We start from the raw sequence: 12,645 nt of genomic DNA, 5'->3' as shown, positions 1-12,645 counted from the left end.
TCCATAATCTGTTATTAAGTTGTACATACAACAATAGAAACACCTAATCATTCATGAATAAAAAGGTTGACTTTATCAATATTGGTGTTAATATAATAATTAATACTAATTTATAATAATTATAATTAAGGTTGTCCATTACAATAAATGGAGGGAAAAATAGTGGGAATAAATCAAGCTACCTTTTACGTAAAGCATACTAAAAATATTAGCAACTATATTGAGAAAATAAAGCCTCATATGGAATTAATTGCTTCCTTAACAAGTGGGCTTATCATCCTTGCTGCCTGGCTTTCGAAAGATTTTATGTCTGAATCACTATGGGTATTCTTACATTTACTTGCTTTTACAATTGGTGGTTATGCGAAAGCAAAGGAAGGAATAACAGAAACATTCCAGCACAAAGAATTAAATGTAGAAATGCTCATGATCTTTGCAGCAATTGGAGCTGCAATTATTGGATACTGGACAGAAGGTGCGATACTAATCTTCATTTTTTCCTTATCTGGTGCACTTGAAACCTATACCATGAATAAGAGTAAAAAAGAGATATCCTCTCTGTTAAAACTACAGCCAGAGAAGGCAATCAGAATTCAGCAAAACCGGGAGGAAATCGTCCCTGTTAAGCAACTTAATATTGATGACATGATTTTAGTTCGGGCTGGAGAAAGAATTCCTGCTGATGGGATTATTTTGAACGGAACAACGTCTATTGACGAAAGCACGATAACAGGCGAATCCATACCCGTCATGAAACGTAATCAGGACGAGGTGTTAGCTGGGACTGTCTCGTTGGATGGTACGATTAAGGTTAAGATAACCAAGCACGCCCATGAAACAATGTTCCAAAAAATCATCCATTTAGTTCAATCAGCTCAGGATGAGAAATCACCTTCACAATTATTTATTGATAAATTCGAGGGCGTATATGTAAAAGTGGTTTTAATTACTTTTGTGGTCATGATGTTTTTACCATACTTGCTCTTTAATTGGTCACTTGAGTCGAGTATCTATCGGGCCATTATATTACTGGTAGTAGCATCTCCGTGTGCGCTTGTCGCATCAATTATGCCAGCAACCTTATCGGCTATCTCTAACAGTGCTCGTAAAGGCGTTTTATTTAAAGGCGGTATACACTTAGAGAATCTTAGTCACATCAAAGCCATTGCCTTTGATAAAACGGGAACATTGACGAATGGGAATTTGGTTGTAACAGATGTTTATTTTGCACCTGATGTAGATGCTGCTTATACACTTGCAGTAGCTGGTGCAATTGAAAACCAATCTACTCATCCATTAGGAAAAGCCATTACAGATTATAGCAGGAATCAATTAGATTCCGAAATTACAATAGATGTTAGCGATATGAAGACAGTCAGTGGAAATGGTGTTCAAGCAATGGTGGATGGCGTTGTTTGGAAAATCGGTAAACCCGCTTTTGTAGAAGAGGAAAATGCAAGGGAATTTCATAATGGAATTTTAGAACAGCTATCACATGAAGGAAAAACGGTTGTATTTGCTGAAGCACACGGAAAAATAGCTGGTGTTTTTGGATTAAAGGATACGATTCGAACGGAAGCGAAGCATGCCATTGAGAACTTACGAAGACGCGGCATTCAAACCATAATGCTTACAGGTGATAATGAAATTATAGCACGTGCAATTGCAGCGGAGGCAGGTATTGACGAGTATATTGCAAACTGCCTTCCTGAGGAAAAGGTAACCCATATTAAACGATTAAAAGAAGCCTATGGTAATGTGGCAATGGTTGGTGATGGGATTAATGATGCCCCTGCACTTGCAACAGCAAACCTTGGAATTGCAATGGGACAAGGAACAGATGTAGCACTCGAAACAGCTGATGTGGTCTTAATGAAAAACAAGCTCACCAAAATCACGAAAGCTATTAGCATTTCTAGTCGAATGAATCGAATTGTAAAACAGAATGTCCTATTTTCTATTAGTGTAATTGCAATTCTGTTAATAACCAACTATGTTCAAGCCTTAGACCTACCACTAGGTGTTGTCGGTCATGAAGGCAGCACTATTCTAGTCATTCTAAACGGACTACGGTTACTAAAATGAAGTGAGACAGTGAAGGAATATACTTAGACCTGAGCGGGATGAAGGCATTGGTGATACCCCGGGCACGCTTAGCACAAGGAGGATCACCTGCCGTCCGCTGTAGGATAGATACTGTAAGAGTTCTCTCGAAAAAATATCAATCCTGTACTAGAAGTGAAAGCGAAGTATATTTCTGGTAGGTTTTCCATGATAAAACCCTAAAATCCCTACCTCACTTTCTCATTTGACTAACAATTGCATTGATTAACCCACCTACAATCACAATAAAGGCGGAGATATAAAACCAAATCATTAGCGTGATAACTGCACCTAAGCTACCATACATCGTTGAGTAATGCCCTAAATTCGTGACGTAGTAAGAAAAGACTAAGGAAACCAATTGCCACGTGACAGTTGCAAAAAGTGAACCCCAAAAGGCATCCCGAAAATAAACTCTAATATTCGGTGCAAGCTTATAAAGAAAAAGGAAAACTATAAAGAATACAATTGAGGTTAATACCCAGCGCAGCATTTCCCATATACTAATAAAATCATCGGATAGTCCGAAAAAGGAGAATAAATATACGCCAAGCATCCTTCCTAGTATTGGTAATAGTATCGCAAGTACGATAACTCCTACCATTGCAATGGTTAGAACAATGGCAATTAGCCGAGATACAATAAAGAAGCGATCCTCTTTTACCTCATAAGCATTATTTAGGACTCTCATAATTGCATTTACACCATTTGAAGCCGCCCACAAGGTACCGATAATACCAATTGACAATAACTGACCATTTTGTTGATTTACTAACTTATGGACATTTTCCTCAATTAAATTCATGGTATCTGCTGGTGCCACCCTCGATAGCATTTGCATAAACACATGTGCATCGATGGGTAGATAGCCAATTAACGTAAATACCACGATCAACAACGGAAAAAGAGATAATAGAAAAAAGTAAGCTAATTGTGCCGAAACACCAAATGCTTCTTCCTCAAATACTCGACCAATTAGCTTCTTTATAAAGGTTATGATTTGCTCCAAGCTTCAACCTCCTAATTAAGGCTATTAGCCATCAATTCGTTTCGTTTTTGAGCTAACCTTCTCCAAGGTATTTTCGACCTGTTCTAATGCATTAACCGCATTTTGTGCTTGATAAACAAAGCTCTCGCTAAATTCTTCCACTGCTACTCTTGCTGAATGGATGGTTTCCGTTGGATGCTTCATATAGTGTGACGATTTGTCCTTTACGGTTGAAAGCTTTTGCTTGGTATAGCTTCTTGTATCGCGATCAAATAAAGCAGTAATTCCACCTATTGCAGCTCCAATTGCTAGACCTGTAAGTAATCTTCTCTTACCCATTACATACCTCTCCTTTTGTTATATGTTATGTTTGTCCCTTATATACGAAAGTAAATTGGAACATCCTTGGGATACTAATTCATATGTGTAATCAAAATCCCCCGTAAAATAGGGATCTGGTACATTGGTCTCCTTTGGGTTGTCAACAAAATCCATTAGTTTTGCTACGACATTATTCGCATTTGAAGATTCAATGTGATGTAGGTCTTTTATATTTTGGTCATCCATCGCAATAATATAATTAAAATCATCCCAATCTTTTTTGGAAACCTGTCTAGCTCTCATCCCTTCATAGGAGATTTTTTGCTTATCTAGTATATCTCTTGTTCCACTATGTGGAGCTTCACCAGTATGCCAGCTTCCTGTCCCACCTGAATCTACTTCTATCTTCTCCCCTAAATCCGCTTTCTGGATTAGATCTCGGAAAATAGCCTCTGCCATTGGCGAGCGACAAATGTTCCCTAAACAAACAAATAGTACCCGTATCATTTCGTTACCACCTTTCTACCCTATTATAATCAAACCTACTCTTCTAATTAAGTAAAATGAGTGAAAAATCTATAATTGTCATTCTGTGTCAAACATGTTATTTTTATATAATATTTAAAATATTATAAGGATAATTCAAGTGAAAGAGGAGGGAGAAATAATGGAGCAGTTAATTAAAGACATTAGTAGCTTTGTCTGGGGTCCACCTACCCTTATTCTAATTGTCGGTACTGGTATCTATTTAACATTGCGACTAGGCTTTTTACAGTTTCGAGCGCTGCCATATGCACTCAGACTTGCCTTTAGTCCTACTAGAAAAGATGAGAAATCCAAAGGGGATATTAGCCATTATCAGGCGCTGACAACAGCGATGGCCGCAACTATTGGTACAGGTAATATTGTTGGAGTTGCAACAGCTGTCGTCATGGGGGGACCTGGAGCTGTTTTCTGGATGTGGATTACCGCATTATTCGGAATGGCAACGAAATATGCCGAAGCAATTCTAGCAGTAAAGTATCGGTCGCAAAATAGTAAAGGTGAAATGTCAGGCGGGCCAATGTATTACTTAGAGAAGGGATTAAATGCGAAATGGCTTGGAATCCTATTTGCTATTTTCGGTGCATGTGCAGCATTTGGAATTGGAAATATGGTTCAATCAAACTCCGTATCAGATGCGTTAGAAAGCACGTTTAACATCCCAACATGGGCTACTGGAATTATCTTAACCGTTTTAGCCGGAGTAGTCATTTTAGGTGGAATTAAGAGTATTGGTAAGGTCACCGCTTTCTTTGTTCCAATTATGGCTTTATTCTATGTTATTGGTGGTCTTATCATTATTGTGATGAATATAGACATTGTTCCTGCTGCCATTAACGTAATCTTTACAGACGCCTTTACAGCAAGCGCTGTAGGTGGGGGATTATTAGGAACCGTCATTCGTTATGGGGTGGCACGTGGTGTATTCTCTAACGAAGCTGGATTAGGCTCTGCACCTATTGCCGCTGCAGCAGCAAAAACAGACTATCCAGGAAGACAAGCGCTTGTTTCGATGACGCAAGTCTTTATTGATACTATTATTGTTTGTTCCATTACAGGGATTACTATTGTAATGGCTGATCTGGCAGGTAGTGGATTAGATGGTGCACCATTAACATCCGCATCCTTTGCAGCATTTTTAGGAGATACAGGTAGTTACATTGTAACAATCGGTATTGTTTTATTCGCTTTTTCTACAATTGTTGGTTGGTCATACTACGGTGAAAAATGCTTTTCGTATTTATTTAATGATCGAGTTGTTCCGATTTATCGCGTTGTATTTGTTCTTGCCGTTATGTATGGTGCAGTCGAAACGTTAGATTTAGTATGGGGAATCTCTGATATTATGAATGCCCTGATGGCCGTACCGAACTTAATTGGATTACTTGGTTTATCTGGTGTAGTTGTATATGAAACCAAAAAATTCCTCCAAGTAGCCAAGGAAGAAAAAGAGCAACGCAAGCTCGGAAATCCTTCCTAATTAAAAATCAAAAAAAGATCGGTTATCCATAACCGGTCTTTTTACTTTGCGTTTAATTTTCTAATAAATATCCCGCTGCTCGTAATGCTTCACAAGCTTCATCTAATTGCTGTTCATTTTCCGCTTCAATGGTATGTAAATGAACCCCTTCTGTTAAGTTAGACAGAAGACTTGCTCCAGTCTTCTTCAATTCTTCTATAAAGGCATCTACATCTCTTCTATTTTTCAGCATTAGGGACCCACTTAAATCACCGTATATCGGATGCTCCACCATCACATTACGAACCACTACACCATGATCGACTAATTTATATAGCTCATCGGCTGTTTGTTCCGTTGTATGGGATACAACAATGACACGGGTGACAGCTTGGTTGGCACCATTGTCTTGAAAATAAACATAACCACGTGCAGTCGCAATAATCGGCTCTCCGGTCGCTTTCAACAACGATATATCTTGTACAATAACCTGGCGACTTACATTCGTTCGCTCAGATAATTCCTTACCGGTGATTGGGTCCTGTTGCTCCTGTAACCAGGATAAAATTAGCTTCCTTCTTTTTTCTCCAAGTATTTTATTCGATTCCCCTTTCATTTCCATGCCCCCCGTATAAGTTTTGTAAAACATGCCATACTAGCGATACACCTTTCTTACTGAATTTTATTATACAGAACTTCGAATCTATACGCATTATATCAATACTGAAAAATAAAGGATTGATTTTTACCAACACTTGTGTAAATATAGGTGTAAAGACACCTGTAAAGTTTTTGATTTACTCAATGGGTAAAACTATTAACTTAGCAACTATCACGTTAAAGGGAGTTAAACTAATGGAAAACAAGAAATCAAATCGTTTTTGGGGATTTATCATTGTTTTAGCTATTTTACTTGCTTATATTATCCCATTCTCCGTGTTATCAACGATTCAAGCATGGAATGGTAGTTTTCTGTACTGGGGAATTACAGGCGTAGTTATTATTCTTGCAAATATTATGATCACCAGGGATTGGAGGGAATAACATGAATACTAGTCTAGTAATTTGGGGAATTATTATTTATACCATAATCGCATCTATTATCGCATTGTTCTCTCGAAAAGGGAATTTACCTGGGATGTCAGGTTATTTTATTGGAAATCGCAAAATGAATGGCATATTATCCGCACTAAGCTATAGTGCAACGACTTATAGTGCATTTATGATGGTAGGGCTAGCCGGACTCACCTATCGAGGTGGTGTTGGAGCATTAGGGTTTGAAATAGTCTACTTTACAGGGGTATCCTTAATTGTATTATTTGGACCTAGATTTTGGCTAGCTGGGAAAAAGAATGGGTATGTGACACCATCTGAAATGGTTGGAGACCGTTATCAAAGTAAAGCAGTAGCAGCAGTTATTGCACTCGTAAGCTGTTTATTCTTAATTCCGTATAGTGCTGTACAATTAGCTGGTGTAGGCTATTTACTCTCGGGAATTACAGATAATGCTATACCGTTCACCGCTGGGGTTATTATCGCCACCGCCTTAGCGCTATTTTTCTCTTTTTCAGCTGGTATTCGTTCGGTTGTATGGACAGACTCACTACAAGCCATTTTCATGATTATTACATCAACAATAGTTGTTATCATTCTAATTAATTCGCTTGGTGGATTTGGTCAGTTCTTTGATAATTTACAGTCGACAAATCCAGAATCATTATCGGTACCAGGAAATGACTTCTTTAATTTCTTTACATTTTTGAGCTTAACGATACCTTGGTTCTTCTTTAGTATTTCCAACCCACAAGTAAGCCAACGCATGTTTATGCCTTCTTCTCTAAAAGGATTAAGACAAATGCTCATTGGTTTTCTTGTTTTCGGTCTGATTTATACGTTCGTTTCCGTATTATGGGGATTCTCAGCTTTGCAAATGTTCCCCGATTTAGAAAAGGCAGATCTAGCAACACCAAGCTTGCTATCATCGGATATAGTTCCTCCAGTTCTTGGGGTCATTGTGATGGTTGGAATTCTTGCTGCAGCAGTTTCTACCATTGATTCCATCATGCTCACACTATCATCCATGTTTGCTCGTGATGTTTATGGAAACACAAGTAGTCGACCAGACGATGCTAAGCAGCTTAAAGTCGGAAAAATCGTTATCCCGATAATTGCTATTTTAGCTTATGCTTTTGCTGAGCTAGAACTAGATTTAATTGCCGTACTATCAGTAGCAGCTTCCTCTGGGTTAATTGTAGTCGTTCCAGCATTTTTCGGAACATTCTTCTGGAAGCGAGGTACAGCTGCTGGCGTCATTGTCAGTGTCGTTATCAGTGCATTACTCGTACTAACACTCGAGTTAACAGGTATGAAGCCATTTAGCTTGGGTTCCGGCATATGGGGTATTCTCGTATCTAGCCTACTATTTGTCGGTGTTAGCCTTCTTACCAAGGCTCCTGAGCAAAAAGCAAATGAGTTTTTAAACCTCGTGAAAAATGCTCGAAAGGAAAAACAAGTATAACGAGAATAAAATCCTATTCCAGAATTATTGGGATAGGATTTTTTACGTCTATTAATCTGCGAATGGTGCAATACACGCTTCATCATTATTTTTTGCTGCATTCACATAGCTTGATACAGAATAGGCAGTTAGATCATCTGGGTCTATCTGTTCTAAGAACGCTTGTGCTTCCTGCGGCTCCATTCGAGAAGGAGCAATCCAGTCATCCTCTTTATCCTTTGGAAGGATAATCGGCATACGATGATGGATTTCTTGCATAAAAGGATTTGCTTCTTTTGTAAGAATGGTGCAGGTAAATAACGCTTTATAGGTATGCTGCCATTTATCCCATAGCCCCGCAAAAGCGAATAGCTTGCGATCCTTTAAATGGATTCGTTTCGGTATTTTTTGGTCATTGATTCGCTGCCATTCATAGAAGCTATCTGCTACGATAAGGCATCGCTTTCTTGACATTAATCCTTTGAAGCTAGGCTTTTCATGTGCCGATTCACTTCGAGCATTTATCATTTTATAGCCTATTTTTTCATCATTTGCCCATGAAGGAACTAATCCCCAACGAAGATATCCCGCTCGCTTTTCTTTTCCATCATGGATAATCGCAAGTACATTTTGTCCTGGTGCAATATTATAGCTTGGATGATAATCAGTAATCTGACGCTCCACATCAAATTCCTCAAGTATATCTAACTCATCTGCTAATAAGGTATATCTTCCACACATAATATCCTCCCATTAAAAAATACTTAGATCCCATTGTGACGCAATATGCTTTAATAGCCGAATTCCGGCTATGCTATTTCCACGGTCTTCCAGTGCAGGGCCAAATACCCCGATTCCACATCCCTCTATAAATGGAAATTGCTGATTCCGTACTCTAGGTGGAGCCACGGCAACAATACCACCTGAAACACCACTTTTCGCTGGAATCCCGACATAGGTAGCGAATTTCCCGGATGCATCATACATCCCACATGTTAGCATTAACGCTTTTGTGATACGAGCTATTTGTCGTGGAATAATCTCCTCTCCGGTATTCGGATCCTCTCCATCACAGGCTAACAGCAATCCGATTTTCGCTAAATCATCCACCGTTACTTCAATCGAGCATTGCTTGAAATAGGTCTCTAATGTTATTTCGAGGTCTTCCTCCAAAAATCCTGTTTCAATCAAATAATAACCGATTGCACGGTTTCTAGCAGAGGATTCGTATTCAGATTGATATACCTCCTGATTCAGACTTGGACGGTAACCAAGCATTTTTTCAAAAAGCATGTAAATGGGCTCGAGCTTTTGTGTAGCGGTATCACCCTCTAGCATCGAAGTAATTGTTAATGCTCCAGCATTAACAAATGGATTAAATGGCTTATTTAAGCTTTTCATTTCCAAATGCATAATCGAATTAAAGGCCTCACCAGTTGGTTCGACGTCGACTCGGTCAAGCACGTAACCAACTCCTCTTTCCATGCATGCTACGATAAAGCTAATTACTTTCGAAATGCTTTGAATGGTAAAGGGTGTATCAACATCCCCTGAACGAATAATCATCCCATTCTTTCCGTGAATTGCCATTCCGAGATGGTGCGGATTTGCTTTTCCTAATATCGGAATATATGATGCGAGCTTTCCTTCCTTTGTATGCTTGCGATAAAAGGAAACCCAATCATCAACATACTCCTGGAGCCATTCTTTATCTAGCTGTGTATTCCAATTTACTGTACCCTGTACCATATTCTCACCTCAGTGTCTCTACTTACTAGTAGTATGCAACATATTCGTAAAGTATAAAAATAAAACGATTACCAAAAAGGCATGAACGCAAAACATTAGCATGTATATCTAATGTTTTGCGTTCCGTTACAAGGTACTCATTCTCACATTATTTGTTTAGCATCCATTCTGGCTTCCCAAAGCCTTGGAACTGTTCATCAATAATGGCTTCAAATTCTTCGGATTCAATTACTTCTTTAATGTCTTTTACGAATTGAGAATCTAAGTCTTCGGTATTCACTACAACGCGGTTACGATAATCATCTGGCATATTTTCTAGAGCAAGTGCATCTAATAAGTCCATTCCTGCTGCCAAAGCAAAGTTACCTGGTACAGCCGCTAAATCCTCACTCTCCACAGCGCGAGGTAATTGTCCCGCTTCTATTTCTACAAAATCAAGATTCTTTGGATTACTTGCGATATCCTTAACAGATGCACGTAATGGATCAACGTCCTCACTTATCGTGATTAACCCTTCGTCTTGTAGCATAATCAGGGTTCTAGCTAGGTTTGTTGGGTCATTTGCAATGACAACTGTACTCCCATCTTCAATTTCATCAATACTATCGAATGTATTGGAATAAAGCCCCATTGGAGCAGTTGGTACACTTATAACCTCTGTTAAATCAAGGTCATTTTCCTCCGCAAATGCTTCTAAATAGATTTTATGCTGGAATAGGTTTGCATCTAAATCACCATTTGCTAAAGCATTATTCGGTTGAACATAGTCACTAAACTCTGTATTGTTTACCTCATAGCCTTTTTCTTCTAATAATGGCGCAATTGCTTTTGTTACCATATCACTATATGGACCTGTAGTCGCCCCGAATTCTATCACCTTTTTCTCACCATTTACCTCTTCCTCAGAACCACATGCAGCAAGCACTGAAATTACTAGTAATGCGATAAGTCCTACTAAATATTTTTTCATTATTTTTCCCCCTACAATTTTATGTGAAATTTTTCATTACTTAGCGCTTGTTAACAGCTTTCGCTAGGAAATCGCCAAGATATTGAATGAATTGTACTAATACGATTAACACAATAACGGTTGCAATCATAACTGTATCGTCATATCGATAGTAGCCGTAACGAATTGCTAAATCTCCAATTCCGCCACCACCAACGGTTCCTGCCATGGCCGAGTATCCGATTAAACTAATACAAGTAATCGTTAACCCACTTATTAGTCCAGGCTTTGTTTCTGGCAATATAATGTCCTTTATAATCATCCAAGGTGATGCACCTGCAGCAATTGCCGCTTCAATCACACCTTTATCAATATCACGAGCTGATGACTCTACTATCCTTGCATAAAAAGGAATCGCCGCAACAGATAACGAAACAGATGCTGCGAGTGGTCCCATCGTCGTGTGGACAAGGAAATCAGTAAATGGTAGTAAGAAGACGAGCAAGATAATAAATGGGACAGAACGGATAAGGTTTACAATAATTCCAACCAATAGCTTAATAAATCGATTTTCTAAAAATAATCCTCGATCTGTTACATACAACAGAATACCTAATGGTAAGCCAAGGATAATGGCTACTAATAGCGAAATACCCACCATTAATAATGTCTCGAAAAAGGCTTTATTTAACTCTGGTAACAACTCTATAATTCTCGCGATAGCATCAGCCATTTTACTGAATCACCTCCACCTGTTCTAAACGTTCCTCTAGGTATCTTATTGCACTAGTAACCTCTAATTCTTCACCTGTTAATTCCATAATAAATATTCCGAGTGGTTTTTCTTGAATATACTCCACTTTACCGTGAAGGATATTACCACTAACCTTAAATTGCTGGAGCATATCCGATACAATTGCTTCACTAGCAAGCTTTCCACGAAATTGCAATTGCACTAATCTACCCGTACATGCTTCAACTAGTTTTGAAGGCAATTCGAAATCTAAGACACTATGAATAAATTGCTTTGTTAATGTTCTCTTAGGCTCTGCAAACAACTCATAGGTTGGTCCCTCTTCTATAATTCTTCCATCCTGCATAACCGCACATCGATTACAGATTTCCTTTACGACTTCCATCTCATGTGTTATCAACACAATTGTGATTCCGAGCTCTTGATTTATCTTTTTTAATAATTTCAGAATTGATTTGGTAGTACTCGGATCTAGTGCAGAGGTAGCTTCATCACAAAGTAGTACCTTGGGGTTATTTGCCAATGCACGGGCAATACTAACCCTTTGCTTCTGTCCACCACTTAATTGCGCTGGATAATGGTCTATCTTATCGGACAATCCAACCAATTCTAGTAATTCCATTACCCGCTCTTTCCGTTTGGTCTTATCGACGCCTGCAGCTTTTAGAGCAAATGCAATATTCTCAAACACCGTTTTAGAGGATACTAGGTAAAAGCCTTGGAAAATCATACCGATGGAAAGCCTCGCCTTTCGTAATGCCTTACTTGAAAGACCAAGTAAATCAACCCCATCCACGATGACTCTTCCTGAGGTTGGTCTTTCTAATACATTCATGCAACGAATCAAGGTACTTTTCCCAGCACCACTATAGCCAACGATGCCGTATATTTCCCCTTTATGTATTCGTAGCGAAACATTATCAACCCCAATAACCTTACCCGATTTTGACGTAAATTCTTTACTGACTTTTTCAACTGAAATCATGTACTCTCACCACACTCCAAGGGTAGGCATTCTGTATACACCTACATTTTTTAACCATAAAAAAGACTCTCTTCCACCTGAAAGAGAGTCATGAATATATTTATTCAATCTTTATCTTCCAGAATGCAAGACATTCTGCAGGAATTAGCACCACTCACGAGGAAGGTTGCTGTGACGTCATCGGGCCTGATCCCTCAGTCACTCTTGATAAGATTTATCATTATTAAATTTTAAGATAGATATTATATTAATCTCGCAATTTGATTTTGTCAATGAATTTTATAAACTTTTACAATC

Annotated in this window: 13 protein-coding genes and 1 riboswitch; of the genes, 4 read left to right on the top strand and 9 right to left on the bottom strand. The window is 38.6% G+C overall.

Features of this window, described 5'->3' with window-relative positions:
* Positions 1 to 240: 240 nt before the first annotated feature.
* Entirely contained in the window at positions 241 to 2,085 is a 1,845-nt protein-coding gene (locus ABC228_RS13850) for a heavy metal translocating P-type ATPase (RefSeq protein ID WP_345825795.1), read from the top strand.
* A gap of 211 nt (positions 2,086 to 2,296) precedes the next feature.
* On the opposite strand, the gene ABC228_RS13845 is transcribed toward ABC228_RS13850, so the two are convergent.
* From ABC228_RS13845 to ABC228_RS13835, 3 genes are read right to left on the bottom strand one after another with little or no spacing between them, the layout of a single operon-like run.
* Entirely contained in the window at positions 2,297 to 3,112 is an 816-nt protein-coding gene (locus ABC228_RS13845) for a YihY/virulence factor BrkB family protein (protein WP_345825737.1), read from the bottom strand.
* 24 nt (positions 3,113 to 3,136) lie between these two features.
* Positions 3,137 to 3,430: a YtxH domain-containing protein gene (locus ABC228_RS13840; RefSeq protein WP_345825736.1), complete on the bottom strand. Its 294-nt coding sequence runs from the start codon at positions 3,428 to 3,430 to the stop codon at positions 3,137 to 3,139.
* Positions 3,431 to 3,448: 18 nt separating this feature from the next.
* Positions 3,449 to 3,919, bottom strand: coding sequence for a low molecular weight protein-tyrosine-phosphatase (locus ABC228_RS13835; protein ID WP_345825735.1), 471 nt, complete (start codon positions 3,917 to 3,919; stop codon positions 3,449 to 3,451).
* 160 nt (positions 3,920 to 4,079) lie between these two features.
* Here ABC228_RS13835 and ABC228_RS13830 point away from each other — a divergent pair, with 160 nt between their 5' ends.
* A complete protein-coding gene (locus ABC228_RS13830) occupies positions 4,080 to 5,435 on the top strand; it encodes an alanine/glycine:cation symporter family protein (RefSeq protein ID WP_345825734.1) in 1,356 nt (451 codons plus the stop codon).
* Between the two features lie 52 nt (positions 5,436 to 5,487).
* Here ABC228_RS13830 and ABC228_RS13825 read toward each other — a convergent pair whose 3' ends face one another.
* Positions 5,488 to 6,030, bottom strand: coding sequence for a transcription repressor NadR (locus ABC228_RS13825; protein WP_345825733.1), 543 nt, complete (start codon positions 6,028 to 6,030; stop codon positions 5,488 to 5,490).
* Between the two features lie 239 nt (positions 6,031 to 6,269).
* Here ABC228_RS13825 and ABC228_RS13820 point away from each other — a divergent pair, with 239 nt between their 5' ends.
* Entirely contained in the window at positions 6,270 to 6,458 is a 189-nt protein-coding gene (locus ABC228_RS13820) for a hypothetical protein (protein ID WP_345825732.1), read from the top strand.
* A 1-nt stretch (position 6,459) separates the two neighbouring features.
* Positions 6,460 to 7,932 (top strand): sodium:solute symporter family protein, encoded by a 1,473-nt coding sequence (locus ABC228_RS13815; RefSeq protein ID WP_345825731.1) that lies wholly within the window; start codon positions 6,460 to 6,462, stop codon positions 7,930 to 7,932.
* Between the two features lie 51 nt (positions 7,933 to 7,983).
* Here ABC228_RS13815 and ABC228_RS13810 read toward each other — a convergent pair whose 3' ends face one another.
* The 5 genes from ABC228_RS13810 to ABC228_RS13790 all read right to left on the bottom strand — a co-directional run bounded on the left by ABC228_RS13810 (position 7,984) and on the right by ABC228_RS13790 (position 12,348).
* Positions 7,984 to 8,652: an SOS response-associated peptidase gene (locus tag ABC228_RS13810; protein WP_345825730.1), complete on the bottom strand. Its 669-nt coding sequence runs from the start codon at positions 8,650 to 8,652 to the stop codon at positions 7,984 to 7,986.
* Between the two features lie 12 nt (positions 8,653 to 8,664).
* Positions 8,665 to 9,660 (bottom strand): glutaminase, encoded by a 996-nt coding sequence (locus tag ABC228_RS13805; RefSeq protein WP_345825729.1) that lies wholly within the window; start codon positions 9,658 to 9,660, stop codon positions 8,665 to 8,667.
* A gap of 148 nt (positions 9,661 to 9,808) precedes the next feature.
* Complete coding sequence (locus tag ABC228_RS13800; RefSeq protein ID WP_345825728.1) at positions 9,809 to 10,630, bottom strand: MetQ/NlpA family ABC transporter substrate-binding protein; 822 nt, start codon at positions 10,628 to 10,630, stop codon at positions 9,809 to 9,811.
* Positions 10,631 to 10,670: 40 nt separating this feature from the next.
* Positions 10,671 to 11,342, bottom strand: a complete 672-nt coding sequence (locus ABC228_RS13795) for a methionine ABC transporter permease (RefSeq protein WP_345825727.1) — start codon at positions 11,340 to 11,342, stop codon at positions 10,671 to 10,673.
* A gap of 1 nt (position 11,343) precedes the next feature.
* A complete protein-coding gene (locus ABC228_RS13790) occupies positions 11,344 to 12,348 on the bottom strand; it encodes a methionine ABC transporter ATP-binding protein (protein WP_345825726.1) in 1,005 nt (334 codons plus the stop codon).
* A gap of 108 nt (positions 12,349 to 12,456) precedes the next feature.
* Positions 12,457 to 12,562, bottom strand: a riboswitch (SAM riboswitch).
* Positions 12,563 to 12,645: the final 83 nt, after the last annotated feature.

This window comes from Ornithinibacillus xuwenensis (assembly GCF_039614845.1).
Classification (GTDB): domain Bacteria; phylum Bacillota; class Bacilli; order Bacillales; family Amphibacillaceae; genus Ornithinibacillus; species Ornithinibacillus xuwenensis.
Note: the sequence above shows the minus strand (reverse complement) of the source record. Positions and strands in the feature narration are given on the sequence as shown.

Excerpts from the sequence above, each read along its gene's own strand:
- ABC228_RS13850 (WP_345825795.1), top strand. The coding sequence starts at position 241 with ATGGAATTAATTGCTTCCTTAACAAGTGGGCTTATCATCCTTGCTGCC.
- ABC228_RS13840 (WP_345825736.1), bottom strand. The coding sequence starts at position 3,430 with ATGGGTAAGAGAAGATTACTTACAGGTCTAGCAATTGGAGCTGCAATA.
- ABC228_RS13835 (WP_345825735.1), bottom strand. The coding sequence starts at position 3,919 with ATGATACGGGTACTATTTGTTTGTTTAGGGAACATTTGTCGCTCGCCA.
- ABC228_RS13830 (WP_345825734.1), top strand. The coding sequence starts at position 4,080 with ATGGAGCAGTTAATTAAAGACATTAGTAGCTTTGTCTGGGGTCCACCT.
- ABC228_RS13825 (WP_345825733.1), bottom strand. The coding sequence starts at position 6,030 with ATGAAAGGGGAATCGAATAAAATACTTGGAGAAAAAAGAAGGAAGCTA.
- ABC228_RS13820 (WP_345825732.1), top strand. The coding sequence starts at position 6,270 with ATGGAAAACAAGAAATCAAATCGTTTTTGGGGATTTATCATTGTTTTA.
- ABC228_RS13815 (WP_345825731.1), top strand. The coding sequence starts at position 6,460 with ATGAATACTAGTCTAGTAATTTGGGGAATTATTATTTATACCATAATC.
- ABC228_RS13810 (WP_345825730.1), bottom strand. The coding sequence starts at position 8,652 with ATGTGTGGAAGATATACCTTATTAGCAGATGAGTTAGATATACTTGAG.
- ABC228_RS13805 (WP_345825729.1), bottom strand. The coding sequence starts at position 9,660 with ATGGTACAGGGTACAGTAAATTGGAATACACAGCTAGATAAAGAATGG.
- ABC228_RS13800 (WP_345825728.1), bottom strand. The coding sequence starts at position 10,630 with ATGAAAAAATATTTAGTAGGACTTATCGCATTACTAGTAATTTCAGTG.
- ABC228_RS13795 (WP_345825727.1), bottom strand. The coding sequence starts at position 11,342 with ATGGCTGATGCTATCGCGAGAATTATAGAGTTGTTACCAGAGTTAAAT.
- ABC228_RS13790 (WP_345825726.1), bottom strand. The coding sequence starts at position 12,348 with ATGATTTCAGTTGAAAAAGTCAGTAAAGAATTTACGTCAAAATCGGGT.